Origin of the sequence: Actinokineospora bangkokensis (genome assembly GCF_001940455.1) — a bacterium.
GTDB lineage: Bacteria > Actinomycetota > Actinomycetes > Mycobacteriales > Pseudonocardiaceae > Actinokineospora > Actinokineospora bangkokensis.
This window is the reverse complement of the sequence record NZ_MKQR01000028.1, coordinates 734,384-760,655: the sequence shown is the minus strand read 5'-3', so window position 1 is coordinate 760,655 and position 26,272 is coordinate 734,384. Positions and strand designations below refer to the sequence as shown.

The 26,272-nt window shown below is 73.6% G+C and carries 21 protein-coding genes; 7 read left to right on the top strand and 14 right to left on the bottom strand.

What is annotated here, in order from left to right:
• Nucleotides 1-395 precede the first annotated feature (395 nt).
• The 3 genes from BJP25_RS36400 to BJP25_RS30485 all read right to left on the bottom strand — a co-directional run bounded on the left by BJP25_RS36400 (nucleotide 396) and on the right by BJP25_RS30485 (nucleotide 6,523).
• Nucleotides 396-3,815 carry an FkbM family methyltransferase gene (locus tag BJP25_RS36400; RefSeq protein WP_075978420.1) on the bottom strand — a complete coding sequence of 1,140 codons (3,420 nt, stop codon included), beginning with the start codon at nucleotides 3,813-3,815 and terminating at the stop codon, nucleotides 396-398.
• Nucleotides 3,816-3,879: 64 nt separating this feature from the next.
• A complete protein-coding gene (glnA, locus tag BJP25_RS30490; RefSeq protein ID WP_075978419.1) occupies nucleotides 3,880-5,223 on the bottom strand; it encodes a type I glutamate--ammonia ligase in 1,344 nt (447 codons plus the stop codon).
• A 16-nt stretch (nucleotides 5,224-5,239) separates the two neighbouring features.
• Nucleotides 5,240-6,523: an MFS transporter gene (locus BJP25_RS30485; RefSeq protein ID WP_075978418.1), complete on the bottom strand. Its 1,284-nt coding sequence runs from the start codon at nucleotides 6,521-6,523 to the stop codon at nucleotides 5,240-5,242.
• A gap of 71 nt (nucleotides 6,524-6,594) precedes the next feature.
• Here BJP25_RS30485 and BJP25_RS30480 point away from each other — a divergent pair, with 71 nt between their 5' ends.
• Nucleotides 6,595-7,551, top strand: coding sequence for a GlxA family transcriptional regulator (locus tag BJP25_RS30480; protein WP_075978417.1), 957 nt, complete (start codon nucleotides 6,595-6,597; stop codon nucleotides 7,549-7,551).
• Here BJP25_RS30480 and BJP25_RS30475 read toward each other — a convergent pair.
• The 5 genes from BJP25_RS30475 to BJP25_RS30455 are packed head-to-tail and all read right to left on the bottom strand — an operon-like array spanning nucleotide 7,548 to nucleotide 10,147.
• Nucleotides 7,548-8,048 (bottom strand): DUF3558 domain-containing protein, encoded by a 501-nt coding sequence (locus BJP25_RS30475; RefSeq protein ID WP_233158360.1) that lies wholly within the window; start codon nucleotides 8,046-8,048, stop codon nucleotides 7,548-7,550. The genes BJP25_RS30480 and BJP25_RS30475 overlap by 4 nt on opposite strands.
• Before the next feature lie 47 nt (nucleotides 8,049-8,095).
• Nucleotides 8,096-8,608, bottom strand: a complete 513-nt coding sequence (locus tag BJP25_RS30470; RefSeq protein WP_158075732.1) for a DUF3558 domain-containing protein — start codon at nucleotides 8,606-8,608, stop codon at nucleotides 8,096-8,098.
• Between the two features lie 47 nt (nucleotides 8,609-8,655).
• Complete coding sequence (locus BJP25_RS30465; protein ID WP_075978414.1) at nucleotides 8,656-9,201, bottom strand: DUF3558 family protein; 546 nt, start codon at nucleotides 9,199-9,201, stop codon at nucleotides 8,656-8,658.
• A gap of 11 nt (nucleotides 9,202-9,212) precedes the next feature.
• Nucleotides 9,213-9,758: a DUF3558 domain-containing protein gene (locus BJP25_RS30460; protein WP_075978413.1), complete on the bottom strand. Its 546-nt coding sequence runs from the start codon at nucleotides 9,756-9,758 to the stop codon at nucleotides 9,213-9,215.
• Nucleotides 9,755-10,147: a hypothetical protein gene (locus BJP25_RS30455; RefSeq protein ID WP_075978412.1), complete on the bottom strand. Its 393-nt coding sequence runs from the start codon at nucleotides 10,145-10,147 to the stop codon at nucleotides 9,755-9,757. Before BJP25_RS30455 ends, BJP25_RS30460 begins: the two co-directional genes overlap by 4 nt.
• Nucleotides 10,148-10,339: 192 nt before the next feature.
• Here BJP25_RS30455 and BJP25_RS30450 point away from each other — a divergent pair, with 192 nt between their 5' ends.
• From BJP25_RS30450 to BJP25_RS30440, 3 genes are read left to right on the top strand one after another with little or no spacing between them, the layout of a single operon-like run.
• Nucleotides 10,340-11,023, top strand: coding sequence for an LppX_LprAFG lipoprotein (locus tag BJP25_RS30450; protein ID WP_075978411.1), 684 nt, complete (start codon nucleotides 10,340-10,342; stop codon nucleotides 11,021-11,023).
• Nucleotides 11,023-12,525 carry an MFS transporter gene (locus tag BJP25_RS30445; protein WP_075978410.1) on the top strand — a complete coding sequence of 501 codons (1,503 nt, stop codon included), beginning with the start codon at nucleotides 11,023-11,025 and terminating at the stop codon, nucleotides 12,523-12,525. Before BJP25_RS30450 ends, BJP25_RS30445 begins: the two co-directional genes overlap by 1 nt.
• Before the next feature lie 2 nt (nucleotides 12,526-12,527).
• The gene (locus tag BJP25_RS30440) at nucleotides 12,528-13,307 is read left to right on the top strand and encodes a GNAT family N-acetyltransferase (protein ID WP_084794723.1); all 780 of its coding nucleotides are present in this window, start codon (nucleotides 12,528-12,530) and stop codon (nucleotides 13,305-13,307) included.
• Here BJP25_RS30440 and BJP25_RS30435 read toward each other — a convergent pair.
• Together BJP25_RS30435 and BJP25_RS30430 are read right to left on the bottom strand one after the other, a co-directional pair.
• Complete coding sequence (locus tag BJP25_RS30435; protein WP_075978409.1) at nucleotides 13,297-14,820, bottom strand: alpha/beta hydrolase; 1,524 nt, start codon at nucleotides 14,818-14,820, stop codon at nucleotides 13,297-13,299. The genes BJP25_RS30440 and BJP25_RS30435 overlap by 11 nt on opposite strands.
• A 151-nt stretch (nucleotides 14,821-14,971) precedes the next feature.
• Complete coding sequence (locus BJP25_RS30430) at nucleotides 14,972-16,543, bottom strand: alpha/beta hydrolase (protein WP_075978408.1); 1,572 nt, start codon at nucleotides 16,541-16,543, stop codon at nucleotides 14,972-14,974.
• A gap of 110 nt (nucleotides 16,544-16,653) precedes the next feature.
• Here BJP25_RS30430 and secA2 point away from each other — a divergent pair, with 110 nt between their 5' ends.
• The gene (secA2, locus tag BJP25_RS30425) at nucleotides 16,654-19,014 is read left to right on the top strand and encodes an accessory Sec system translocase SecA2 (RefSeq protein ID WP_084794722.1); all 2,361 of its coding nucleotides are present in this window, start codon (nucleotides 16,654-16,656) and stop codon (nucleotides 19,012-19,014) included.
• Between the two features lie 533 nt (nucleotides 19,015-19,547).
• On the opposite strand, the gene BJP25_RS30420 is transcribed toward secA2, so the two are convergent.
• Nucleotides 19,548-21,272: an NAD+ synthase gene (locus tag BJP25_RS30420; RefSeq protein WP_075978407.1), complete on the bottom strand. Its 1,725-nt coding sequence runs from the start codon at nucleotides 21,270-21,272 to the stop codon at nucleotides 19,548-19,550.
• A 239-nt stretch (nucleotides 21,273-21,511) separates the two neighbouring features.
• Between BJP25_RS30420 and panB the strand changes: the two genes are divergently transcribed.
• Both panB and pip read left to right on the top strand, forming a co-directional pair.
• The gene (gene panB, locus BJP25_RS30415; RefSeq protein WP_075978406.1) at nucleotides 21,512-22,372 is read left to right on the top strand and encodes a 3-methyl-2-oxobutanoate hydroxymethyltransferase; all 861 of its coding nucleotides are present in this window, start codon (nucleotides 21,512-21,514) and stop codon (nucleotides 22,370-22,372) included.
• 113 nt (nucleotides 22,373-22,485) lie between these two features.
• Nucleotides 22,486-23,436 (top strand): prolyl aminopeptidase, encoded by a 951-nt coding sequence (pip, locus tag BJP25_RS30410; RefSeq protein ID WP_075978405.1) that lies wholly within the window; start codon nucleotides 22,486-22,488, stop codon nucleotides 23,434-23,436.
• 9 nt (nucleotides 23,437-23,445) lie between these two features.
• Here the strand turns inward: pip and BJP25_RS30405 are convergent, their stop codons facing one another.
• From BJP25_RS30405 to BJP25_RS30395, 3 genes are read right to left on the bottom strand one after another with little or no spacing between them, the layout of a single operon-like run.
• Complete coding sequence (locus BJP25_RS30405) at nucleotides 23,446-24,198, bottom strand: helical backbone metal receptor (protein ID WP_075978404.1); 753 nt, start codon at nucleotides 24,196-24,198, stop codon at nucleotides 23,446-23,448.
• A gap of 8 nt (nucleotides 24,199-24,206) precedes the next feature.
• Complete coding sequence (npdG, locus tag BJP25_RS30400) at nucleotides 24,207-24,875, bottom strand: NADPH-dependent F420 reductase (RefSeq protein WP_075978403.1); 669 nt, start codon at nucleotides 24,873-24,875, stop codon at nucleotides 24,207-24,209.
• Complete coding sequence (locus tag BJP25_RS30395; protein ID WP_075978402.1) at nucleotides 24,872-26,260, bottom strand: RNB domain-containing ribonuclease; 1,389 nt, start codon at nucleotides 26,258-26,260, stop codon at nucleotides 24,872-24,874. Before BJP25_RS30395 ends, npdG begins: the two co-directional genes overlap by 4 nt.
• Nucleotides 26,261-26,272 lie beyond the last annotated feature (12 nt).

The following is a 26,272-nucleotide window of genomic DNA, read 5'->3' as shown; positions in this document are numbered from 1 at the left end:
TGTCCTGACAACTCATAAAGAGTCATCTCAAAGGAAATCCCTGACAGGGATTTCATATTCAAGCTCTACTGGCTTAAATCGGCACACTGTTGAGTTCTCAAACAACACACGCACACCGTTTCAACCGACTCCGAATCCGGAGCGGCCTCATCCGAGGCTGGTATTGCCACGTTGGTTTTCGCTCAAGACCGCGCTAGCCGCGGGGAAGAACCCGCAGGGTTTCAGTCTCTCGCAACGCCGCAGAACTCTACCCGGTTCGGTTCGCGGTGTCAACCCGCTCGACCCGAAGGTGTTCCGTCCCGGTTTCCGTCCGGGCCCCTGGGGGCTTTCCGTCCGGCGCTCCGTGCGACATGGAGAAAGTTACCCACGTCGAAATGCGAAGTCAAATCGGCTGGTCAGCGGCCTGTGACCGGTCGGAGCCACACCGTGCGCAGCGCGCCCGAGGACACCGCGGCGACCACCTCGCCGACCCCCGCCGCGACCTCGGAACCCAGCGGGACCAGCTCGTAGCCCCAGGTCTGGAACTCCCGCAGGACCACGGCGGGGTCGTCACCGAAACCGCTGGTCATCGGCCCGTCGATGCCGAAGATGACGTGCGGCCGGTCCTTGCGCAACCGCCGCACGAGACCCCCCAGCGCCCGGTGCCCGCGGCCCGGCACGTCCACCTTCACGACCGACAACCGCTGCCCGGACGCGGCCGCCACGGCGTCGAGCTCGCGGTCCAGCCGCACGCCCGGGACAGTGACATCACCGGGTGTATCCGTGGTCACACTTTCGGCCGAAGGTGGCGCCACGGACGGCGCAACCGAGAGCCCGCCCCCTGCGGCGAGCGACCCCGCCAGGGTCGTCGGGGCGTCCCACGCGGCGGCGGCCACGACGCCCAGCCGCGCGGCCACCGGTTCCGCCACGTTCTCCTCGACGTTGTGCCGCAGCAGCGCCACCGCGTCCGGGTCGGGCTCGACGGCGACCACCGTGCCCGCGGTGCCGAGCCTGCTCAGCACCCGGATCGCGTGGTAGCCCACGTACGCGCCGATGTCGAGGAACACGCTCTCCGGCTCGATCAGCGCGTCGACCAGGTCGCACACCTCGGGCTCCCACACCCCGTTGCTCGACAGCACCGCCGACATCACCGAGTCGCGCGCGGGCAACCGCAGCAACCCCGCGTCGCACAGCACCAGCGAACTGGCCGTGTCCGTCGGGTGCGCGCGTTCCTGTTGCCGCACAACGACCCTGCGCAGGGCGTCGGTCGCCCGCAGCGCGTGGTCGGCGGCCCACGATGACGACTGGCCCGACGAGAGCCTGGCCTCCAGGGCGTCCATCCGGGTCTGCGCGGCGGCCAGGGCGTCGCGCAGCTGCGCGACCTCGTCCGGCACAGGCGCGGGGGGCAGCGGGCCCACCCCGGCGGTCTTGAGCCGCAGCACCTCGTCGTGCACCGCCGACACCTGCCGCCCCAGCGCGGAGGTCCGGTCGACCACCAGGTCGAGGTCGGCGCGCAGCAGGTCGGAGTCGGGAGCGGCGAACCGCTCCTGGCGCTCGACCAGCTCGACCGCGGTGCGCTCGATGCCGTCGACCAGCGAGCCAAGCACCGAGGTCAGGTGCGAGTCGTAGTGCGCGAGCACCCGCAGCACCGCGCGGCGCAGCTGCGGCGCCATCGGGATCTTGTACCCGGCCTCGGTGTCCGGGCGCCGGTGCAGGGCGTGCCGGGCGGCCCGCAGCGCGCGCAGCGGGTCGTCCTCGGCGGCGGTGGCCAGCGCCCGGCCGGCCCGCCAGCTGCGGTAGGCCAGCTCGACGCGGCGGCGCACCACCTCGCCGGTGGCGGCGGGGGCCAGCGCGTCGAGCAGGTGGGCGCGGGCGGCCTGGCCGAGCTTGTCGGCGGTGACGTGGTCGTCGGCGAGGTCGCGGACGGCCCCGGCGACCATGGTGTCGGCGGCGAACTCGTCCACCGGGAGCACCACGCAGCCGTCGCCGTGCAGCAGCTCGGCGGCCGTGCCGCCGCCGACGGTGATCAGCGGCACCCCGCGCAGGGACAGCCCGGTGAGCCAGCGGTTCACCCGGGCGGTGTGCGGGTCCCCGGGCTGGTGCAGCGAGACGGCCCAGGTCGCGGCGTCGGCGGCGCGGGCGAACGCGCCCTCCTCGGTGACCAGCCGCACCCGCGGCTCGTGCGCGACCGACAGCCGCAGGCGCTCGGCGGCCTCGGTGCGCGCCAGCGCGTCGGGCACCAGCAGCAGCAGGCGCACGTCGTCGCGGGTGGGGAAGGCCGCGCGGAAGGCGGCCAGCACGTCATCGGCCTGGTCGGCCAGGGCGACGAAGGCGGGTTCGGCGCCCAGGCCCAGGTGCGCGCGGGCCTCGTCGCGGGCCAGGTCGTCGCGGGCGCCGGGGTCGGCCACCGGGAGCGGGACGGTGTGCGTGGCCACCCCATCGGGGGCGGGCGAGGTGGCGGGCCAGACCAGCCAGCGCTCGTCGGCGCGGACGGGCACCGGCCCGTACTCCTCGCGCACCACCACCACGTGCCGCTGCCGGGGGATGCCCGCCACCCCGTCGGTGGCCAGCACCACCGGGTACACCGGGTCGTCGGAGGTGGGCAGGCCGGAGGCCGCGGCGGCGAGCCGGAGCCGGTCGGCCAGCGGGCCGGTGCCCACCACCGACACCCCGATCTGGTCGATGAGCGCGACGTCGGCGGCCTGGCCGGGCACGGCCCGCTGGTGCAGGCGCCCGGTGAGCACGCCGTCGGCGGCGCACCAGTCGCGGTAGGCGGTGGCGTCGGCGCCGAACGGCTCGGGGAAGCGCTCGCGCAGGTCCGGGTCGTCGGTCCACAGGGCCAGCGCCCAGCGGGTCGCGTCGGGCTGGTCGGCCGGGCAGGCGCAGGCCCAGCGCAGGAAGGCGGCGGCGTCGACCCCGGCGGCGGGCGGGCGCTCGGCGCGGTAGGCCGCGCGCAGCGACGGCGGGAAGGTGGTGCCGTCGGGCAGGCAGCCGAAGCGGGTGGTGGCCGGGGGCGGGTCGCCGTCCTCGGCGTACTCGGCGCACAGCTGGTTGAGCAGCGGGTGCTCGGAGAGCAGGACCCGGGGGTGCTCGGCGTAGGCGGCGGTGAGCAGCCACGGTTTGCGCTGGTCGAAGCCGGTGAGGTCGAGGGTGCGCAGCGGGGCGCCGCCCGCGGTCAGGTTGCCGTCGGCGTCGCGGCCGAGGGGGCGCTGCCCGGCGTTCCACCGCGACACCGCGAGCCCGGGGTCGCGCAGGACGCGGTGGTCGACCAGGGCGGGGGCGCTGTCGAGGAAGGCGCTGGCCCGGCCGGGGTCGGCCAGGCACGCCTCGGCCCAGGCCTGGAGGAACTGCTCGGCGCCGGGGGCCACCGCCAGCAGGCCGTCGTCGTAGACGCCCGCGGCCAGCAGGTCGGCGGGGGTGGGGCGCAGGCCGTCGGAGGGCAGCGGGCGCAGCACCTTGGGCACCAGCACCACGGCGGCGTCGGCCAGGGCGTCGACCACGCGCACCAGCGGGGCGTGCACGCGCACCCGGGGGGCCAGGTAGAGCACGGCGCGCGCGCCCTGGTCGAGCAGCTGCTCCAGCAGGCGGGGCCGCAGCGCCGCGCAGGCCTCCTCGGCGGTGTGCCCGGTGGCCAGCGCGGCCAGCTCCCCCGGGCCGACGCCGAGGTCGGCGGGGCTGAGCGCGTCCGGGTCCTCGGCGTCGACCAGCAGGGTCACGAACGCGGCGCCCGGGTGCTGCGCGCGGAACGTCCGGGCGGTCTCCCGGGCGGCGGGCAGGTCGGCGCGGTGCACCACCGTGCAGGCGGTCACCGCACCGGGCTCGACGGCGTCTGGCACCCGGCCAACCTAACCGGTCACCCCGCCCGAGCGCGACGCCTGAGCCCCGCCCGTCGCCCGGAGTTCACAGGACGGGCAGCAGCGTCCGCAGCTCGTAGGGGGTGACGCTGCGGCGGTAGGCGTCCCACTCCGTGCGCTTGTTGCGCAGGAAGTAGTCGTAGACGTGCTCGCCGAGGGTCTCCGCGAGCAGCTCGGAGTTCTCCATCTCCGCCAGCGCCTCGCCCAGGTTCTGCGGCAGGTTGGCGTACCCGGCGGCGCGGCGCTCGCGGTCCGACAGCGACCACACGTCGTCCTCGGCCGCGGGCGGCAGCGGGTAGCCCTCGGCCACGCCCTTGAGGCCCGCGGCCAGGATCACCGAGTAGGCCAGGTACGGGTTGCACGCCGAGTCCAGCGAGCGGATCTCCACCCGCCGGGAGGAGGACTTGTTCGGCGAGTAGTTGGGCACCCGGACCAGGGCGGAGCGGTTGGCGTGGCCCCAGCACACCGCGGTGGGGGCCTCGCCGCCGACGATGAGCCGCTTGTAGGAGTTCACCCACTGGTTCGTCACCGCGGAGATCTCCCTGGCGTGGCGCAGCAGGCCCGCCACGAACGCCTTGCCGGTGTCGGAGAGCTCGTAGGGGTCGGCGCTGTTGTAGAAGGCGTTCTGGTCGCCCTCGAACAGGCTCAGGTGGGTGTGCATGCCCGAGCCGGGCTGGTCGGCGAACGGCTTGGGCATGAACGAGGCGTGCACGCCCTGGGTGAGCGCGACCTCCTTGACCACGTACCGGAAGGTCATCACGTTGTCGGCCATGGTGAGCGCGTCGGCGTAGCGCAGGTCGATCTCCTGCTGGCCGGGGGCGTTCTCGTGGTGGCTGAACTCCACCGAGATGCCCATCGCCTCCAGGGTCTCGATGGCGTGGCGGCGGAAGTGCACCGCGTCGGCGTGCGAGGCCTGGTCGAAGTAGCCGCCGTTGTCCGCGGGCTCGGGCTCGGTCCCGTCCACCGGCAGGTTCTTGAGCAGGAAGAACTCGATCTCCGGGTGCACGTAGCAGGTGAACCCGGCCTCGCTGGCCTTCGACAGCGCCCGGCGCAGCACGTGCCGGGGGTCGGCCCACGACGGCGAGCCGTCGGGCATGGCGATGTCGCAGAACATCCGCGCCGAGTACGGCTCGCCCTCCGGGGTCTCCCAGGGCAGGACCTGGAAGGTGGCCGGGTCGGGCTTGGCGACCATGTCCGACTCGTACACCCGGGAGAAGCCCTCGATCGCCGAGCCGTCGAAGCCGATGCCCTCGGCGAAGGCCCCCTCCAGCTCCGCCGGTGCCACGGCGACGGACTTGAGGAAGCCGAGCACGTCGGTGAACCACAACCGGACGAACCGGATGTCGCGCTCCTCGAGCGTGCGCAGGACGAACTCTTGCTGGCGATCCATGCCCGCAGCGTAATTGTCAGGACAAGCCGGGCGCTGCCGCGGCCCGCCGCTGTGACCCGATCCGCAGCGACATCACCGCCGCCACCGCGCACAGCGCCCCGGCGGTGTACCAGGCGGGGCCGTAGCCGCCGTGGTGGTCGTGGATGAACCCGGCGCCGGTGGCCGCCACCGCGGCGCCCACCTGGTGCGCGGCGAACACCCAGCCGAACACGATCGGGCCGTCGGCGCCGAAGACCCGGCGGGTCAGGGCGACCGTGGGCGGCACCGTGGCGACCCAGTCCAGCCCGTAGAAGACGATGAACGCCCACATCGGCGGCTCGGTGGTGGGCGCGAACAGGCTGGGCAGCACGATGAGCGAGGCGCCGCGCAGGGTGTAGTAGGCGCCGAGCAGGTAGCGCGGGTCGACGCGGTCGGTGAGCCAGCCGGACAGGACCGTGCCCACGACGTCGAACAGGCCGACCAGGGCGAGCAGACCCGCAGCGGTGGTGACGGGCATGCCGTGCTCGTGGGCGGCCGGCACGAAGTGGGTGCCGATGAGCCCGTTGGTGGACGCGCCGCAGATGGCGAACCCGCCCGCGAGCAGCCAGAACGTCGGCACGCGCACGGCCTGGCGCAGCACGGTGACGGCCCGGGTGGCGGCCCGCCCGGGGTGCGCGGCGGGCGGCGGGGCGTCCTCGGGGGTGGCCCCGAGCGCGGTGGTGCCCACGTCCTCGGGCCGGTCGCGCAGGGCGATGACCACCAGCGGCACCACGGCCAGCGCGGCGAACGACACCGACAGCGACGCCGGGCGCCAGCCGTGGTCCTCGGCCAGGGCGGCGATGACGGGCAGGAACACCAGCTGGCCCGCGGCACCCGCGGCGGTGAGCACACCGCTGACGAGGCCCTGGTGCCGCACGAACCAGCGGTTGGTGACCGTGGCCACGAACGTCAGCGCCATGCTCCCGGTGCCGACGCCCACGCACACGCCCCAGAGCAGCAGCAGCTGCCAGCTGGCGTCCATGAAGACGGTGAGCCCGCTGCCCGCCGACACCAGCAGCAGCGCGCAGGCCACCACCCGGCGCATCCCGAAGCGCTCCATCAGCGCCGCGGCGAACGGCGAGATCAGCCCGTAGAGGACGAGGTTGACCGACACCGCCGCCGAGATGGTGCTGGTCGACCAGCCGAACTCGGCGTGCAGCGGCTCGATCAGCACGCTGGGCGCGGCCCGGAACCCGGCCGCGCCCACCAGCGCCACGAACGCGACGGCGGCGACGAACCACGGCCAGCGGTTCGCCGCCCGGGTGCTCTGGAGTTGCGTCACGCAGCAGAGCTTGCGCGACGCGGGCGGGCTCGGGAAGTGGCCGGAGCGCCAACATGTGCAAGGATCCGGCCATGGTGCACCGCGTGGTCGTCCTGGCCGTCGACGAGGCGGTCGGCTACGACCTGGCCATCCCGCCGCAGATCTTCCGCTCGGCGGTGGCCGCCGACGGCTCCCCCCACTACGAGGTCCTGGTCTGCGGCGTCGACGCGCGGCCGGTGCGGATGACCAGCGGCTTCACCGCCCTGCTCGACCACGGCCCGGAGGCGCTGGCCACCGCCGACACCGTCATCGTCCCCGGCACCCTGTGCCCCGGACCCCGCCGCGAGGGCACCCTGCCCCCCGACCTCGCCGCCGCGCTCGCCCTGGTCCGCCCCGGCACCCGCATGGTGTCCATCTGCACCGGCGCCTTCGTCCTCGCCGCCGCGGGCATCCTCGACGGCCGCCGAGCCACGACCCACTGGCGCTACACCGACGACTTCCGCGCCCTCTACCCCCGGGTCTCGCTCGACCCGTCCGTGCTCTTCGTCGACGAGGGCGACGTGCTCACCTCAGCGGGCCTCGGCGCGGGCGTCGACCTGTGCCTGCACCTGGTCCGCCGCGACGTCGGCGCCGAAGCCGCCAACCGGGCCGCCCGCCACTGCGTCGTCCCACCCCACCGCGAGGGCGGCCAGTCCCAGTTCATCGACCGCCCCCTCCCCACCCCCGGCGGCGGCACCTCCGCCACCCGCCACTGGGCCCTCCAGCGCCTCGACCACCCCCTCGAACTGGCCACCCTCGCCACCCACGCCGCCATGAGCGTGCGCACCTTCTCCCGCCGCTTCCGCGCCGAGACCGGCCTGTCCCCCGGCGCCTGGCTCCTCCAACAACGCCTCCACCACGCCCGCCACCTGCTGGAGACCACCGACTGGCCCGTCGACCGCGTCGCCACCGCCGCGGGCCTGGGCACCGCCGCCTCCCTCCGCCAACACCTCCGCACGTCGATCGGGGTGTCACCGCTGGCCTACCGCAAGACCTTCCAGCCGGGCTAGGGCAGCTCCGCCTCGATCAACCCAGCGGCCTCCTCCGCCCGCGGGCACAGCAGCGCCCCGTCGCGCTGGGTCGCGCTGTTGGCCTGCACGTCGACCCGCGAGGTCGCCGTGAGTTCAAGGGAGATGGCGCACACCGTCCCGTTGAGCCGCAGCGACCGCAGCGCCCGCCTCCCCCCGATCTCGACATCGGCCACCCCGCCCGACGCGCTCACCTCGTCCAACCCCAGCGTCGGGAAGACCGCCACCCCGAGGACGTAGCTGTCCCGCGCACTCCCCCGCTCCACCGTCCACTGGCACGACCGCGCCGATGCAGTCCCACCCTCATCCGCCTCCCCCCTGACCCCCAGCCGCGACCTGATCGAGGGCGTGACCAGCGCACAGGGGTCGAGATCAACCAGGTCGACCGGAGCGCTCCCAGACGCGCTCGGCGCCGCCCCAACCTCCCCCGGCACCGGCTGCCCAGCCTCGCCGCTGGTGCATGCCGCTGCGAGGACCATCAGCGCGGAGGCAACCAGCGCTTGGCGCGCTCTCATCAGGATCTTCCTCAGCCCTTGGGCGGCAGTTCCGGCTCGATCAACTCCGCCGCCGCCTTCGCCTGCGGGCACACCTCGGAGCCGTCACTGCCAGCGCGGTTCGCGGTGACATCGACACGGGAGGTGGCGGTGACCTCCAGGGAGATGACGCACACGCTGTTCGCGGCACCGAGGTACTGGACCGCCGGGCGCGAGTTCACCGACATCGGTGTCTTCGCCCCCGTGGCGTTGATCTGGTCGGTGCCCAACTCGGGGTAGATGGCCACGCCGAGGGTGTAGCTGGTGGCGGAGGTGTCCTTGGTGACCCTCCAGCGGCAGCCCGTCGAGTACTTGAGGTCGCGGGCGCGCTCGGCGGGGCCGGTGCCGAGTTCGGTGCTGATCGCGTCGGTCACAAGGTCGCAGGGGTTGAGGTCGGCCAAGTCAGGGCTGCCGGGCCCGACGGACGTCGGCGGGCGCTGGCCGCTTGTCCCCTGCGGCACCGGCTGACCAGCAGCTTCACTGGTGCATGCCGCGACAAGGACCATCAACGCGGAGGCAACTAGCGCTAGTCGCGCTTTCATCAGGATCTTCCTCAGCCCTCGGGCGGCAGTTCCGGCTCGACCAACTCCGCCGCCGCCTTCGCCTGCGGGCACACCTCCGAGCCACCACTGCCCGCACGGTTCGCGGTGACATCAACCCGAGAGGCGGCCGTGACCTCAAGGGAAATGACGCACACGCTGTTCGCGGCACCCAGGTACTGGACCGCCGGGCGCGAGTTCACCGACGTGGGCGTCTTCGCCCCGGTCGAGTTGATCCGACCGGTCCCCAGCTCGGGATAGATGGCGATACCCAGGGTGTAGCTCTCAGCGATGGGCGCACCAGGGTTGATCTTCCACTGGCACCCCGTGGAGGAGGGCAGGTCGCGAGCGCGCTTGCCCGGCGCGGCGTTGAGGGCGGAACGTGCCGCACCGGTGAGCAAGTCGCACGGGTTGAGGTCGGACAAGTCGACCGGCGCGCTCTCAGACGCACCCGGGACTGCCCCCACCGCCCGCGGCACCGCCTGACCAGCAACACCGCTGGTGCACCCCGCTGCAAGAACCACCGGGGCTAGCGCCACGAACGCGGTACGCGCTCCCATCAGAATCCCTCTCAGCTCGCGGGCGGCAGTTCCGGCTCGATCAACTCCGCCGCCGTCTCCGCCCGCGGGCACAGCAGCGCCCCGTCGTTCGTGCCCGCACCGTTGGCGCTGACGTCGACGCGAGAGGTGGCGCTGACCTCTAAGGAGATGACGCAGACGCTGCCCCCGGCGCCGAGGAAGCGGACCGCGGGCCGGGAGTTCACCGACATGGGTGTCTTGGCCCCGGTCGAGGTGATCCGGTCCGTGCCCAGCTCGGGATAGATGGCGACGTCGACGGTGTAGCTCTCGGAGATGGCCGCCCCTGGGTTGACCTTCCACTGGCAACCAGTGGAAGACGGCAGATCGCGAGCACGCTTGCCCGGCGCGGCGTCGAGTTCCGCGCGGGCCGACTCGGTGAGCAGCCCGCAGGGGTCGAGGTCGGCCAGGTCGACCGGAGCGCTCCCAGACGCGCTCGGCGCCGCCCCAACCTCCTGCGGCACCGGCTGCCCGGGGGTGGCGGTCGAACACCCAGCCGTGACAGCCACCACGGACACGACCAGCAATCGCCCGGCCCTCACAAGCCCTCCTCCGAGCCCAAGCGGCTCGCCATCGTGTTGTCGACATCGTGGTAGTTGGCCATCGCGGAGCAGATCGCTTTGTCGGCCTTGCCCAGCGAGTCGTAGAGCGCCATCAGCTGAGTGACGAAGCCCTGCGGGTCCGAGGCCACCTGCTGAACATAAGGCCTCATCACCTTGGCTGAGTTGCTCCCCCCGAGCAGCGGTTCTTGCTCCAACCGCACGAGCGAGGCGCGTTGCTCCTCGATCCAGCCAGCCAACCGGCGGATGGCGGACAGCAGGGCTTGGCCGCCTGTTTCATTGACTGCGAAGTGGCCTGCCGCTGCCGACTGCGCGAAGGCGTTCACCGATGCGCCTATGGCGGTCAGGCGTGCTGCATCCCCCGTGCTCATGTCAGGTCTCCCCCCGGATCACCCCTGCGCCAAATCGTAGCCACCTCGCCCTGGTCTCGTGTCGGGGTTCGAGACATCCCCCGGCGCTGCTTTGGGGGGTGGGGCGCACTTTCGGGTGGGGGAGCGCTCATCAGGTGCGCAATGGTGATGAGGTCGGGCGGGTCTCAGGGGAGACGCCCTACCATCGCGCGCATGGCGATGCGGCTGAGGTTGTTGGTGGGGGTGTGCGCTCTGGCCGTCGTGGCGGGCGGGTGCACCTCGGAGGGGGACGCGCCCGCGGGCGGGGCGGGGTTGCCGGACGGGAAGGCGTTGCTCAGCGGGGCGGCGCAGGAGACCCGGAAGATCGAGACGGCGCACTTCAGCATCCAGGTGAACGGGTCGATCTCGGGGATCCCGGTGCAGAACGCCGAGGGGGACATCAACCGGGAGCAGGGGGCCCAGGGGTCGGTGAAGCTGACCGCGTTCGGGCAGCTGATCGAGGGGAAGTTCGTCCTGACCAAGGACGACCTGTACCTGCAGGGGCCGACCGGCGGGTACCAGAAGCTGTCGGCGGGGCTGGTGACCAGCATCTACGACCCGACCGCGATCCTCGACCCGGAGGGCGGGGTGGCCAAGGTGCTCGACAGCGTGCAGGACCCGAGGACCACCGGGCAGGACGACGACGGGTACAAGGTGCACGGGCGGGTGGCCAAGGACGCCATCACCGACGTGGTGCCCGGGGTGAACCAGGACGTCGAGCTGGACGTGTGGGTGGACCCGTCGTCGAAGCGGCCGACGAAGGCGCAGGTGCAGGTGCCCCAGGGCGACCAGACCGCCACTGTGGACCTGCGGATCAGCGACGTCGGCAAGCCCGTCACGATCAGCGCGCCCAACTGATGGGGCGGCGGCGGCGCATCGCGATCGGGGCCGGGGGCCTGGCGGTCCTGCTCGGCGCGCTGGACACCTACGTGGTGGTCAGCCTGCTGCGGCAGATCATGCAGAGCCTGCAGATCCCGGTGAACCGGTTGGAGCAGGTCACGCCCATCGTGACCGGGTACCTGCTCGGCTACATCGCGGCGATGCCGCTGCTGGGGCAGGCCTCGGACCGGTTCGGCCGCAAGGCGCTGCTGCAGGTGTGCCTGGCCGGGTTCCTGGTCGGGTCGGTGGTCACCGCGCTGGCCGCCGACCTGGGCGTGCTCGTCGCCGGGCGGGTGGTGCAGGGGGTGGCCAGCGGCGCGCTGCTGCCGGTGACCCTCGCGCTGGCCGCGGACCTGTGGGCCAGCCGCGACCGGGCGACGGTGCTCGGCGCCGTGGGCGGGGCGCAGGAGCTGGGCAGCGTGCTCGGGCCGCTCTACGGGGTCGCGATCGCGGCCGTCACCGACTGGCGCGGGGTGTTCTGGGTGAACGTCCCGCTGGCCGTGCTCGCCATGGTCGCGGTGCACGTGAGCGTGCCGAAGGCGGAGAAGTCGGGCACGAAGGTGGACGTGGGCGGCGGGCTGCTGCTGGCGGTGGCGCTCGCGCTGGCGGTGGTGGGCCTCTACAACCCGGACCCGCGCAACGCCGTGCTGCCGAGCTGGGGGGTGCCCGCGCTGATCGGCGCCGGGGTCGCGTTCGCGTTGTTCCTGGTGTGGGAGAGCAGGGCCAAGACGCGGTTGATCGACCCCGCCGGGGTGCAGCTGCGGCCGTTCCTGGCGGCCCTGGGCGTCTCGGTGACCGCGGGCGCCGCGCTGATGGTGACCCTGGTGGACGTCGACCTGTTCGCGCAGACCCTGCTCGGGCGCGACGACCAGGGCGGGGTGTTCCTGCTGCTGCGGTTCCTCGTGGCGCTGCCGGTCGGGGCGCTGGCGGGCGGGTGGCTGGCCAACCGGGTCGGGGAGCGCGTGGTGTCGCTGGCGGGCATGGCGATCGCCGCCGCGGGCTACCTGCTGATGTCGACCTGGCCCAAGGACCCGCTGGCCGCGGGCTGGTTCCCGGGGTTGTCGCACGTCGACACCGACCTGGTGGTGGCGGGGCTGGGCCTCGGGCTGGTGATCGCGCCGCTGTCGGCGGCGGTGCTCAAGGCGGTGCCCTCCGAGCGGCACGGCGTGGCGTCCGCGGGTGTGGTCGTGGCGCGGATGACCGGCATGCTCGTCGGGCTCGCCGCGCTGTCGGCGTGGGGCCTGCACCGGTTCCACTCGCTCACCGCGGGCCTGGTGACGCCGTTCCCGTTCGGCAAGGACCCGGCCACCGCCGAGCGCGAGCTGCGGGAGTACCAGTCGGCGCTGGAAGGCGCGCTGCTCACCCAGTACACCGAGATCTTCCTGATCACGGCGGTGGTGTGCGCGGCGGGCGCGCTGCTGTCGCTGGCGGTGGTGGTGCGCGAGCGGGCACAGGACGGGCCCGTGCCCGCCGCGGCGTAGGCGTGGACGGCGCCCTGGGGCGCGTCGCCCGGTTCGAGCGCGAGTTCGCCCGCGCCCAGGCCACCGAGGTGGTCGACCTGCCGTGGGGGTACGCGCTGCTCCAGCACGACTTCCCGGTGTCCTGGGCGCACAACCGGCTCGTGGTGACCGCGCCGGTGGACGCCGAGACCGCCATCGCCACCGCGGACCTCGTGCTCGGCGGCGCCGGGTGCCGCCACCGGCTCGTCACCTACCTCGACGCGGCCGAGGGCGAGCGGGCGGCGCCCGCGTTCGCCGCCGCCGGGTACGGCACCCACGAGCGGCTGGTGACGATGGTGCACGGCGGTGGGCCGGTCCACGGCGACCGGGCGAGGGTGGAGGCGCTGACCTTCGCCGAGCTGCGCCCCTCGCTCCTGGCCGACTGGCGCGCGGACTTCCCCGACGACCCGGAGGCCGACATCGAGCAGCTGGCCGACCGGTCGCTGCTGGCCGGGCGCGGCGCCGAGGTGGCCTTCCTGGGCGTGCGCACCCCCGCGGGCCGGGTGGTGGCGCGCGGCGAGCTGTACCGGCGCGACGGGGTGGCCCAGTTCGAGAACCTGATCACCCACCCGGCGCACCGCGGCCGCGGGCACGCCCGGGCGCTGCTGGCCGAGGCCCTGGCCCGCTCGGCGGGCGACGACGTGCGGTTCCTGGTGGCGGAGGCGACCGGGTGGCCGCGCGGCTGGTACCGCACCCTCGGCTACCTCGACCGGGTGGAGGCGCACGCCTTCCAGCGCACGCCTGCGGCCTGCCCTAGCAGGTGAGCCAGGTCGTCGGCACCTTCGCCTGGATCAGGTAGTCGTCGCCCACCTGGTCGACGCACGGGTCGCCCTGCAGGTAGGCGGTGTGCTGGTTGCCCTGGAAGCTGACCAGCACGCCGCCGAGGTCCTCCGCGAGCTGCACGCCCGCCTGGTAGGGGGTGGCCGGGTCGCCGGTGGTGGAGATGACGACCGGGGTGACGAGCCCGGGGGTGTTGGGCTTGTGCGGGGTGCTGGTGTTGGGCACCGGCCAGAACGCGCACGCGTCCAGGCTGGGCAGCGGGGGTTGGGCGTAGGCCAGGAAGGTGCCCTTGACCTGGTCGACCACCGGGGCGAGCCGCGCGCGGTCGCGCACCGGCGGGTCGTCGACGCAGCGGATGGCGGTCAGGGCGGTGGAGGCGCCGTCGTACTCGCCGTCCTGACCGCGGCCCTGGTAGGTGTCGGACAGGCCCATGACCTCGGTGGCGTCGCCCGCGCTCAGCGCGTCCAGCGCGCTCTCCAGCACCGGCCAGGCGTCTTCGGAGTACAGGGCGGCGACGATGGCGGTGATGACGTCCTCGGGCAGCACCCGGCGCCCGCCGACGTCCACCGGGTCCTGCCGCAGGTCGTCGACGAGCTGCTTGAGGTCGTCGCGGGTGCTGACCGCGCACTGGTCGGTGCACCAGTCGAGGTAGCGGTCCAGCGCGGCGTCGAACGCCTTGTACTGGAGCACCACCCCGTCGACCAGGGAAGCCTCGGGGTCGACCGCGCCGTCGAGCACCATGGCCCGCACGTTGCGCGGGAACGCCTCGGCGTAGGCGGTGCCGAGCCGGGTGCCGTAGGAGTAGCCCAGGTAGGTGAGCTGGTCGTCGCCGAGCGCCGACCGCAGCACGTCCATGTCCCTGGCGACGTCGCGGGTGCCGATGTTGGCCAGCTCCCGGGTCCCGGTCCGCTCGGCGCACTTGCCCGCGAAGTCCGCCGCCTGCGCCTCCCGCAGTTCCACCGTCGAGGCGTCGACCTGCCGGACCGCCTCCTGCTCCGCCGAGGTCAGGCAGGTGATCCGCGGCTCGCTGATGCCGACCCCGCGCGGGTCGAACCCCACCAGGTCGAACGACTGCCGCAGCGGGCTGTCGCTGAGCCTGCTGCTCAACATCGCCGCCGCCACCATCCCCGACTGCCCCGGCCCACCCGGGTTGATCACCAGCGACCCGATGCGCCCGTGCTCCCCGCTCGCCCTCACCCGCAGCACCCCGAGCGAGATCGCCCGCGCCCCCGGCTCGGCGTAGTCCAACGGCACCTCGACCATCGCGCACTCGGTCCCGCGCCGTCCGAACGACGCCTTCGCCGCCGCGCTGCGCCCCAGCGCCTTGCAGTCCCGCCACACCAGCGCCTGCCCGTAGAACGCCTCCAGCCCGGCGGGCACCGGCCCCTTGGGCCCCTTCACCTCGATCTTCCCGGGCTCGGCCGTCCCCGGGACGACGGCCGTGCAGCCGCTCACCCCCAGGACGGCGAGCAGGACGAGGACGAGCGCGCGCCGCATGAAGACCCCCCAGCCAGATGAACCTACTTGCCAGTCGCCGCACCCCCCACTCGCGTTTCCCACACGCCGCCGCGTTGTGGGTGCCCAGCGCACGCCGTTCCAGGAACAGGCAGACCAGGCGGGGACGCGGGGTGGGTTCGGGGAACGCTGGTCAGGAGGAGCAGCGCTTGCCCGCGGCGGGGAGGGTGAGGTCCTCCAGGTAGGCCTTGCCCGCGTCGTCGACGCAGGAGTCGCCCTGGAGGAAGGCGGTGTGCTGGGTGGCTTCGTAGGTGAGGAGGCCGCCGCCGAGGGCCTTGGCGAGGTTGACGCCCGCTTCGTAGGGGGTGGCGGGGTCGCCGGTGGTGGAGATGACCAGGGTCGGAGGGAGGCCTTGGACCTGGGGGAGGTGGGGTTCGCCGGTGTTGGGGACGGGCCAGAAGGCGCAGGCGTCGAGGGCGGCGGAGGGCGGGTTGCCGTCGTCGAGGAAGGGGGCGGCCTGCTTGTAGCGGGTCTGGGCCTGCAGGACGACGGCCGGGTCGGTGACGCGGGGGTCGTCGACGCAGCGGATGGCGGTGAAGGCGTCCTGGGTGCTGGAGTACTCGCCGGTGGTCTGGTCGCGCTCCTCGTAGGCGTCGGCCAGCAGCATCAGGTAGCGGCCCTGGTTCTGCTTGAGCTCGTTGAGGCCGGTGTTCAGCGGTTCCCACAGCTGCTCGGAGTACAGCGCCTGCACGACCCCGGTGGTGGCGTCGCCGTAGGAGAGCTTGCGGCCGTCGGCCAGGGTCACCGGGCGGGTCTCCAGCGGGCGCACGAGGGCCTGGAAGGCGGCCTGGGCCTGGGAGGCGTCGCGGCCCAGCGAGCAGTCCTGGCGCTGCACGCACCAGCCGACGAAGTCGGTGAACGCCTTCTGGAAGCCCTGGCCCTGGGCGACCAGCTCGTCCACCACGTCCTGCGAGGGGTCCAGGGCGCCGTCGAGGACCATGGCGCGCACGTTGGCCGGGAAGGTCTCGGCGTAGGTGGTGCCGATCCGGGTGCCGTAGGAGAAGCCCAGGTAGGTCAGCTTCTCGTCGCCCAGGGCCGAGCGCAGCACGTCGATGTCCTTGACCACGTCGCGGGTGCCGACGTTGGCCAGCATCGCCGCGCCCTTGCCGGTGCGCTGGGCGCACTTGGCGGCGAAGTCCTTGTTCTCCTCGTTCTGCTTGGCGACACCGGCGGCGGAGGTGTCCACCTCGTCGTCCTCGGCGCGCTCCTCGTCGCGCTCGCGGTCGGTCAGGCAGGTGATGACCGGGTCGCTGGAGCCGACGCCGCGCGGGTCGAACCCGACGAAGTCGAACCGCTCGTTGAGCCCGGCCTCCGACGACAGCCGCGCCGCCGTGCTCAGCCCCGCCGCGCCCGGGCCGCCGGGGTTGATGACCAGCGAGCCGATCCGGTCCTGCGGCCGGGTGGCCTGCTTGCGCAGCACGCCGATGGTGATCGTGTCGCCGCCGGGCTTGGTGTAGTCCAGCGGCACGGTGAGGTGGGCGCAGCGCATGCCGTCGGCGGTGATGGTCTTGCGGTCGTCGTCGGTCTCGGCGTAGCCGGCGCAGTCCTCCCAGGTCAGCGACTGCCCGTAGAACCTCTCCAGCCCCTGCGGCACCGCGCCGGTGGGCCCGCGCCGCTCGGTCTGGGCGACCGGGGTCCCCGCGGTGGTGGTGCACCCGGCCAGGAGCAGGGCGGCGGCGAGGAGGGCGGGTGTCCGGCGGTGCACGCGCCCGATACTGCCATCCAGATGCGGAACTCACCCGGCGTGGTCCAACGTTGGACACCAGGGTCGAGAATTGCGTCACTGTTCGACGGAGCGAAGGGGTGGCCGGAGTCGTGGCTGCGTTGCTGACCAGGGTCAAGGGCGGGTTCCAGCGCCTGCTGGAGCGGCCGTCGACGGTCGACCTCAAGAGGTACAAGGACGTCCTGGCCTCGGTGCGGTGGCGGGAGGAGAAGGTCGAGGCGCTCTCGGACGCCGAGCTGACCGAGGCCGCCGCCGCGCTGCGGGAGAAGGTCGCGGGCAAGGCCTCGCTGGACTCCCAGGCGCTGGTCGAGCTGTGCGCGCTGGGCCGCGAGGCCGCCCGCCGCGCGCTGGACCAGCGGCCCTACGACATGCAGCTGGTCGGGGCGGCGGAGCTGCTGGCCGGGCGCGTGGTGGAGATGGGCACCGGTGAGGGCAAGACCCTCGCGGGCGCGCTGGCCGCCGCCGGGTACGCCCTGCAGGGCCGCTCGGTGCACGTCATGTCGGTCAACGACTACCTGGCGCGCCGCGACGCGGAGTGGATGCGCGGGGTGTACGAGCTGCTGGGCGTGTCCGTGGGGTGGGTGGACCAGGAGTCCTCGCAGGAGGACCGGCGGGCCGCCTACGCCTGCGACGTCACCTACGGCGCGGTCAGCGAGATCGGCTTCGACGTCCTGCGCGACCGGCTGTGCACCTCGGTGGCCGACCTGGTGCACCGGGAGCCGGACGTGGCGCTGGTGGACGAGGCCGACTCGGTGCTGGTCGACGAGGCCAGGGTGCCGCTGGTGATGGCGGGCTCCACCGACGACGCCCAGGCCGACCCCGAGGTCGCCGCGATCGTGCGGACCCTGCGCCCCGGCCAGCACTACGAGCGCGACGAGGACAACCGCAACGCCTGGCTGACCGGCCGCGGCGCGAAGGTCGTGGAGAAGGCGCTCGGCGACATCGACCTGTACTCCGGCGACCACTCCGACCGGCTGGCCGCGGTGAACGCCGCCCTGCACGCCCACGCCCTGCTGACCAGGGACGTCGACTACATCGTCCGCGACGGCAAGGTGCACCTGATCAACACCTCCCGCGGCCGGATCGCGCTGCTCCAGCGCTGGCCGGACGGGCTGCAGGCGGCGGTGGAGGCCAAGGAGCGGCTCAAGCCCACCGAGTCCGGCGAGGTGCTGGACTCGCTGTCGGTGCAGGGGCTGATCAACCGGTACCAGCGGGTGTGCGGGATGACCGGCACCGCGCAGGCCGTCGCGGAGCAGCTGCGCGAGTTCTACGAGCTCAAGGTCGCGGTGATCCCGCCGAACAAGCCCTGCGTGCGGGTCGACGAGAAGGACTCCGTGTTCGACACCGTCGAGCACAAGGAGGCCGCGCTGATCGAGGAGATCGTGGCGCGGCACGAGACCGGCCAGCCGATCCTGGTCGGCACCCTGGACGTGGCCGAGTCCGAGCGGATCGCCTCGCTGCTGGCCGAGGCGGGCGTGGAGGCCGTGGTGCTCAACGCCAAGAACGACGCCGAGGAGGCCGCGATCGTCTCCGACGCGGGCGCGCACGCGGCGGTGACGGTCTCGACCCAGATGGCCGGGCGCGGCACCGACATCCGGCTCGGCGGCGCGGCGGGCTCCGACGCCGACCACGACAAGGTGGCGGCCCTGGGCGGCCTGTTCGTCATCGGCTGCGGCCACTACCCGAGCAGCAGGCTCGACTCGCAGCTGCGCGGCCGCTCCGGCCGCCAGGGCGACCCCGGCGGCTCGGTGGTCTTCTGCAGCCTGGAGGACGAACTGGTCGTGCAGTACGCCCCGGAGGCCGAGCCGGGCTCCATCCCCGGCGAGGACGGCAGGCTCGACGACGTCACCTCCGCCCGCTACGTCGAGCACGCCCAGAAGGTCGCCGAGGGCGTCCACCTCGACATCCACCGCAACACCTGGCGCTACACCCGCCTCGTCGAGCGCCAGCGCGACCTCGTCCTGGCCTTCCGCGACGACGTCCTGCGCACCGACCTGGCCGCCCGCCAGCTCGCCGAGCGCTCCCCCGACCGCTGGAAGGACCTGGTCGAGGAGCACTCCGAGGAGGTCATGGCCACCGCCGCCCGCCAGATCCTGCTCTTCCACCTCGACCAGCGCTGGTCCCAGCACCTGGCCTTCCTCTCCGACGTCCGCGAGACCATCCACCTGCGCGCCCTGGCCAGGGAAACCCCGATCGACGAGTTCCACCGCGTCGCCATCGGGGAGTTCAAGGGCATCATGAAGGAGATCGGGGACCTGGCCGCCGAATCCCTCGACACCGTCCCCATCACCGACTCCGGCGCGGACCTCGCGGGCGCGGGCCTCAACCGCCCCACCTCGACGTGGACCTACATGGTCCACGACAACCCCTTCGACTCCGAGGCCGAACAAGCCCTCCAACGCGTCCGGGCCATGGTCAAGAAGGTGAAGGCAGCCAAGCCCCCCAAGCGCTGACCCCCCGCTTCCCCCTGCCGGTCGCTCCGCGACGGGCTTCTGTGGTGATCTCCGTTCGCTGCCACGCCCACGGGGCTATCCACACCCCGCGGTTTATCCACAGCCCTTCCGCGGGGGTCGAGTTCCGTCGCCCCCCGCCGCTAACGTTGAAAACAGGGGTCCCCTTGCCCGGGCTACCCCCGCGCCAGCGTGGGTTGTAGGAGCTGGGCAATGGCGAGAAGGCGCCCACCCCCACAAGCCGAGCCCGGACAGCAGGCACTGCCCGGTTGGGTGGATCCGCTTGGTCGGGGGTGACGATCATGTGCTACCCAAACGGGACGGGCGGGCGTCTTTTCAGCCCGCCTTTTCCCCGCCCGACAGCACATGATCGTCATAGGGCCCCGACCAAGCGGATCCACCCAACCGGGCCACCCACCCAACCCGCCATCCCCGGCGAACGCCGGGGCCCCGGCGGCAGCCGGTAAGCCCCGCGCAGCGGCCCCGGCGCCAGCCGGAAGGAGCCCGCGCAGCGGCGAGCAGAGCGCAGCCGGAAGTCAGAGCGGCAGGGGCCTGCCCTCCCGCCAGGAGTTGGTGATCGGCAACCGCCGGTCCCGGCCGAACGCCTTGAAGCTGATCTTCGTGCCCGGCGGGTACTGGCGGCGCTTGTACTCGGCCTTGTCGACCATGCGCAGGACCTTGTCGATGAGGTCGGGCTCGAAACCGGCGGCGACGAGGTCGTCGTAGCCGGAGTCGCCTTCGACGTAGTCGTCGAGGACGGCGTCCAGCAGCTCGTAGTCGGGGAGGGAGTCGCTGTCCTTCTGGTCGGGGCGCAGTTCGGCGGAGGGGGGCTTGGAGATGGAGTTGTCGGGGATGGGCGGGGTCTCGCCGCGCTTGTCGGCCTCGGCGTTGCGCCAGCGGGCCAGGGACCAGACCAGGGTCTTGGGGACGTCCTTGATGGGGGCGAAGCCGCCCACGGCGTCGCCGTAGATGGTGGAGTAGCCCACCGCCAGCTCGGTCTTGTTGCCGGTGGCCAGCACGAGGTGGCCGTGCTGGTTGGACAGGCCCATCAGGGTGACGCCGCGGCAGCGGGCCTGGACGTTCTCCTCGGCCAGGCCGGTGAGGCCGAGCTGGTCGACGAAGGTGGCGACCATGGGCTTGATCTCCTGCACCTCGTAGTGCAGGCCGATGCGCTGGGCCAGGTCGGCGGCGTCGGACTTGGAGTGGTCGGAGGAGTACACCGAGGGCATGGAGACCCCGTGGACGGCGTCGGGGCCCAGCGCGTCCGCGGCCAGGGCGGCCACCACGGCGGAGTCGATGCCGCCGGACAGGCCCAGCACCACCGAGCGGAAGCCGTTCTTGCCGACGTAGTCGCGCAGGCCCGTGACCAGCGCCGACCACACCTCCGCCTCCTCCGGCAGGGGCTCGGCCGGGGCGGGCAGGGGAAGCGGGTCGTAGGCGGGCAGCGGGTCGTCGGACAGGGTGACCCGGCGCAGGCTGAAGCCGTCGACGGCGTCGGAGCGCGGCACGCTGGGCAGGTCGAGGTCGACCACGGCCAGGTGCTCGACGAACTGGGGGGCGCGGGTCAGCAGCTCCCCCGCCAGGGACACCACCATGGAGTCGCCGTCGAAGACCAGGTCGTCCTGGCCGCCGACCTGGTTGACGTAGACCAGCGGGGCGCCCGCCTCGGCGGCGCGGCGGGCCACCAGCGGCAGCCGCTGGTCGTCCTTGGCCCGCTCGTAGGGGGAGGCGTTGGGCGAGACCACCAGGTCGACGCCCGCCTGGCCGAGCGCGGCGACCGGGCCGCCCTCCTGCCAGATGTCCTCGCAGATGACCACGCCGATGTCGACCCCGTGCAGGCGCACCACCTCCAGCTCGTGGCCGGGCTGGAAGATGCGGCGCTCGTCGAAGACGCCGTAGTTGGGCAGGTGGTGCTTGTACTGCTTGGCCACGACCCGCCCGCCGTGCAGCACCGCGGCGGCGTTGCGCGGGCCCACCGCGTCGCGGTCGAGGTAGCCGACGAACGCGGCGATGTCGCCCGCGCCCGCCTCGGCCAGGGCGACCGCCAGGTCGTCGAGCGCGGTGCGGGCCGCGGCGCCGAAGGACTTGCGCAGCGCCAGGTCCTCCACGGGGTAGCCGGTGAGGGCCATCTCCGGGAACACGACCGCGTGCGCGCCCTCCCCGACCGCCCGGCGGGCCCACTCGACGATCAGCGCGGAGTTGCCCGCCAGGTCCCCGACCGTGGGGTTGACCTGCGCGAGGGCGATGCGAAGCTGCGGCATGGCGCCATCCTCCATCAAGTTTTCGCCTCACGGGCGAAAATGTGACCGGCATCCGCCAGCGATGATGTCACGGCCGCTCGACCGGGGCCGGGCGCGCGCGGCCGCGGGCGGGCCTGTGAGGTCCGTCGCTTGTCCTCGCCGGGGCAGGCCCCCGCTGTCACCCTGGGCGGGCAAGCCATCCGCGCGAACCCGGGGACCCGCACCGAAGCGGGCCTCGAGGGAAGGACGGTCGAACGACGATGTCCGAGAACGCCGAAGTCAGCGCGCCCTACGGCACGGGGTCGGCCCCCGCCGCGACGCCAGCCAAGCGGGTCCGCATCCCCCACCTCCAGCAGCTGAAGGACCGCGGCGAGCCGTGGCCGATGCTCACCGCCTACGACATGTACACCGCCGAGCTGTTCGACGAGGCGGGCATCCCCGTCCTGCTCGTCGGTGACTCCGCCGCCAACAACGTCTACGGCTACGAGACCTCCCTGCCGGTGACCGTCGACGAGCTGCTGCCGCTGGTGCGGGCGGTGACCAGCGCCGCCAAGCGCGCCCTGGTGGTGGCCGACCTGCCGTTCGGCTCCTACCAGGTCTCCCCCGAGCAGGCCGTCGCGACCGCGGTGCGCTTCATGAAGGAGGGTCGCGCGCACGCGGTGAAGCTGGAGGGCGGCGCGCACTTCGCCCCGCACGTCAAGGCGCTCACCGCGGCGGGCATCCCGGTGATGGGCCACATCGGCTTCACCCCGCAGAGCGAGCACAACCTGGGCGGCTACCGGGTGCAGGGCCGCGGCGAGGCGGGCGACGACGTGGTGGCCGACGCGCTGGCCCTGCAGGCGGCGGGCGCGTTCGCCGTCGTCATGGAGATGGTGCCCGCCGAGGTCGCCAAGCGGGTGACCCACGAGCTGCGGGTGCCCACCGTCGGCATCGGCGCCGGGCCCGACTGTGACGGCCAGGTGCTGGTGTGGCAGGACATGATGGGCCTGCGCCGGGGCAAGGGCCCCCGGTTCGTCAAGCGGTACGCCGACCTGGCGTCGGTGGTGCTGGGCGCGGCGCGCGAGTTCGCCGACGACGTCCGCGGCGGCCAGTTCCCCGGCCCGGAGCACGTGTTCCACTAGCCCGGAACCCCTCTCACGGCCGTGGCCTGTCCAGCTCGGCCGCGGCGGCGGTTTCCCGCGTCCCCGGCGCACCGACCGGGGGCGCGGGCGCCCGCATGGGGCAGCATGAGGGCATGGCCCCCGCCCTGTACCCGCCGATCGACCCCCACGCCCGCGGCATGCTCGACGTCGGTGACGGCCACCGGGTGTACTGGGAGGTCAGCGGCAACCCCACCGGCAAGCCGGTGGTGGTGCTGCACGGCGGCCCCGGCGCGGGCACCAACCCCGGGCAGCGCAGGCACTTCGACCCCGAGGTGTACCGCATCGTGCTGTTCGACCAGCGCGGGTCCGGGCACAGCACCCCGCACGTGGCCGACGACGACGACCTGTCGGCCAACACCCTGTGGCACCTGGTCGACGACATGGAGCGGCTGCGCGAGCACCTGTCCGTCGACCGGTGGCAGCTGTTCGGCGGGTCTTGGGGCTGCACGCTGGCGCTGGCCTACGCCCAGCGGCACCCGGAGCGGGTCTCGGAGATCATCCTGCGCGGGGTCTTCCTGCTGCGGCCCCGGGAGCTGGACTGGCTCTACGGCGGCGGGGCGGGGGCGCTGTTCCCCGAGGCGTGGGCCAAGTTCCGCTCGCTGGTGCCCGCCGGGGCCGACCTGCTGACCGCCTACCGGGACATGGTGTTCGGCCAGGACGAGACGACCCGGCTGGCCGCGGCGACGGCGTGGAGCACCTGGGAGGGGGCGACGGTGTCGCTGCTGCCCGCCCCCGGGCTGATCGCCCAGTACGCCGAGCCCCGGTTCGCCGTCGCGTTCGCCAAGCTGGCCCTGCACTACTTCGCCCACGACGGCTGGTTGGCCGAGGACCAGCTGCTCAAGGACGCCGGGAAGCTCACCGGCATCCCGGGCAGGCTGATCCAGGGCCGCTACGACGTGGTGTGCCCGCCGATCACCGCCTGGGAGCTGCGGCAGGCGTGGCCCGACTCGCGGCTGGCGATCCTGCCCGCCGCCGGGCACGCCACCTCCGACACCGGCGTCCTGGAGACGATCCGCGAGGCCACCGACGAGTTCCGCCCCTAGGGCCTGTCCTCAGAGCGCGCGCCCGATGGCCTCGTCGAGCGCTGTCCACGCCGCCAGCAGCGACGGCCCGTACCAGGTCAGGTAGCGGCCGTTGACCAGCACCGGCTTCTTGCCGGGGAAGAACCCGGGGCCGTCGTCCGCGGTGAACTCGTACGGCTCGTCCGGCAGCACGACCAGGTCCGCCGCGCTCGCCCGCAGCTCCTCCAGCGGCGGGCGCGGGTAGCGCTCGGCGTGGTCGGCGTAGGCGTTGCGGACCCCCAGCCGCAGCAGGACGTCGCCCGCGAAGGTGTCCCGGCCGAGGACGACCCACGGCTTGCGCCACACCGGGACGACCGCCACCGCGCGCTCGGGCAGCTCCCGGCCCCACAGCTGCTCGGCCCGCGGCAGCCACCCCGGGACCGGTGCCCGGAACACCTCGGTGAACAGCCGCCGGGCCGACGCCAGCGCCATCGGCACGGTCTCCGGCGCCCGCGTCACCCACACCGGCACCCCCGCCGCGCGCAGCGCGCCGACCTCCTCGGGCCGGTTCTCCTCGGAGTTGGCGATCACCAGGTCGGGGGCCAGGGCGCGGACGGCGGCCACGTCCGGGTACTTGGACCCGCCGACCCTGGGCACGGCCAGCTCGGGCGGGTGGGTGCAGTAGTCGGTGGCCCCGACCAGGGTCCCGGTCGGGGCCACCACCTCGGTGAGCGAGGGGACGAGGCTGACCACCCGCCGCGGCGCGGTGGTCAGCGGGACGTCGGCGCCCAGGTCGTCGCGCACGCGCGCGGTCAGATGTCGGTGATGCGCAGGCCCGCGTGGGCCTTGTAGCGGCGGTTGATGGCGATGAGGTTGGCCGTCAGCGCCTCGACCTGGTGGGCGTTGCGCAGCCTGCCGCCGTAGACGCCGCGGAAGCCGGGGACGGTGTCGGCCAGCGCCCGCACCACGTCGGTGGCCTCGCGGTCGTCGCCGAGCACGAGCACGTCCATGGCCAGGTCGGTGATCGACAGGTCGGCCAGGGACACCGCGGAGACGTGGTGGAAGGCGGCGGTGACCCGGGAGTCCGGCAGCACCCGCTCGGCCTGCTGCGCGGCGCTGCCCTCCTCGACCGGCAGCGCGAAGGGGCCCTGCTTGTCGAACCCGAGCGGGTTCACGCAGTCGATGACGATCTTGCCCGCCAGCGGCTCGCGCAGCGACTCCAGCAGCTCGCGGTGCCCGTCCCAGGGCACGGCGACCAGCACCACGTCGGCCTCGGCGGCGCACCCGGCGTTGTCGGCGCCCGTGATGTGCTCGACGCCCGCCTGCTCGCGCAGCTCGGCGGCCGCGGACTCGGCCCGCTCGGCCGCCCGCGAGCCCAGCACCACCGACAGGCCCGCCGCGGCCCAGCGCAGCGCCAGGCCCTTCCCCTGCGGTCCGGTGCCGCCGAGCACGCCGACCTTGAGCTTGCTGACCTCGGTCACGGGGTGTCCTTCCACTCGGTGTCGGCACCGACGCTAGTCGCCCGCTCGAAGCCCACGCGCCTGCGGTCGGGGTCGGCGGCGGTGAGCCGCACCCGGGTGGTCTCCCCCTCCGGCAGCCCCTCCCCCGAGCACTTGGCGAGCACCGGCGGGTCCGCGAGGAACACCTCGCCCCCGGTGGCCTCCGCCCGCAGCACCACCGCGTCGAACACCTCGCCCACCCGGTCGGCGAGCACCCACGCCTCCACCTGGTCCAGGCAGGCCCGGTCGACCTTGCCCGCCAGCGCGTCGGAGGTCTCCATCAGGCCCGGCAGCTCGGGCAGCGCCCGGCGCACCCAGTCGGGGACGGGCTCGCCCGCGCACAGCGCCAGGCAGACCTCGGTGCCGAACCGGTCGACGAGCCTGCGCAGCGGGGCCGTGACGTGCGCGTACGGGGCGGCGACCCCGGCGTGCAGGCGCTGCTCGGGCTCGGCGCCGTCGAACGCGGTGTACCCGGCGCCGCGCAGCAGCCGGGTGGCGTCCATGAACAGCGCCATCGCGGCGGGGCGGGCGGGGTCGAGCCCGGCCAGGAACTCCCCGGCGGGCGTGCCCGCGGGCCAGGGCAGCCCCAGCGCGGCGGCCGAGCGCCGCAGGCCCCGCACGGCGCCGTCGTCGGGTTCGGGCAGCGTGCGCAGGATCCCGACCCGCGCGTCGAGCATGATCCGGGCCGCGCACATGCCGGTGAGCAGGGAGATCTCGGCGTTCCACGCCTCCAGCTCGGTCCGCGGCCGCAGCACCAGCCGGTACCCGGTGGACCCGTCGCCCTCCACCTGCTGCTCGGGCAGGTGCAGCTCCACCGCGCCGCGGGCCACCGCGGCCGCGCGGCGCAGCTTGCCCACCTCGGGCAGCAGCTCCATCGACGGGTGCCGGGCGGTGTCGTAGTCCAGCTGCGCGCGCGAGCGCACCAGGGCGCGCTCCACGTGGGCGCTGACCGGCTCGCCCCGCTCGTCCAGCTCGATCGTCCACAGCGCCGCCGGGGTGTCCTGGTCGGGCAGCAGGCTCGCCCCCGCCTCGGACAGCACCGGCGGGTGCAGCGGGACCTTCCCGTCCGGCAGGTACAGCGTCTGCCCGCGCCGCCGGGCCTCCCGGTCCAGCTCCCCCTCGGGCGCCACGACGGACCCGAGGTCGGCGATCGCGTAGTGCACCCGGTACCCGGACCCGGTGCGCTCGATGGCCATGGCCTGGTCGAGGTCCCTGGCCCCCGGCGGGTCGATGGTCACCAGCGGGATGTCGGTGGCGTCGCGCCGCTCGTGGCGCACCACGGCCCGCTCCGCCTCCGCCCGCACCCCCGGCGGGAAGTGCTCGGGCAGGTCGAAGTCGCGGCGGATGGCGGAGAAGTCCTGGCCCACGCCCGCGACCCT

Bases quoted from the DNA above. Each gene is read 5' to 3' on its own strand.
- glnA (WP_075978419.1), bottom strand. From the start codon at position 5,223: ATGGATCGCCAGCAAGAGTTCGTCCTGCGCACGCTCGAGGAGCGCGAC.
- BJP25_RS30480 (WP_075978417.1), top strand. From the start codon at position 6,595: ATGGTGCACCGCGTGGTCGTCCTGGCCGTCGACGAGGCGGTCGGCTAC.
- BJP25_RS30475 (WP_233158360.1), bottom strand. From the start codon at position 8,048: ATGGTCCTCGCAGCGGCATGCACCAGCGGCGAGGCTGGGCAGCCGGTG.
- BJP25_RS30470 (WP_158075732.1), bottom strand. From the start codon at position 8,608: ATGGTCCTTGTCGCGGCATGCACCAGTGAAGCTGCTGGTCAGCCGGTG.
- BJP25_RS30465 (WP_075978414.1), bottom strand. From the start codon at position 9,201: ATGGGAGCGCGTACCGCGTTCGTGGCGCTAGCCCCGGTGGTTCTTGCA.
- BJP25_RS30455 (WP_075978412.1), bottom strand. From the start codon at position 10,147: ATGAGCACGGGGGATGCAGCACGCCTGACCGCCATAGGCGCATCGGTG.
- BJP25_RS30450 (WP_075978411.1), top strand. From the start codon at position 10,340: ATGGCGATGCGGCTGAGGTTGTTGGTGGGGGTGTGCGCTCTGGCCGTC.
- BJP25_RS30445 (WP_075978410.1), top strand. From the start codon at position 11,023: ATGGGGCGGCGGCGGCGCATCGCGATCGGGGCCGGGGGCCTGGCGGTC.
- BJP25_RS30435 (WP_075978409.1), bottom strand. From the start codon at position 14,820: ATGCGGCGCGCGCTCGTCCTCGTCCTGCTCGCCGTCCTGGGGGTGAGC.
- BJP25_RS30420 (WP_075978407.1), bottom strand. From the start codon at position 21,272: ATGCCGCAGCTTCGCATCGCCCTCGCGCAGGTCAACCCCACGGTCGGG.
- panB (WP_075978406.1), top strand. From the start codon at position 21,512: ATGTCCGAGAACGCCGAAGTCAGCGCGCCCTACGGCACGGGGTCGGCC.
- pip (WP_075978405.1), top strand. From the start codon at position 22,486: ATGGCCCCCGCCCTGTACCCGCCGATCGACCCCCACGCCCGCGGCATG.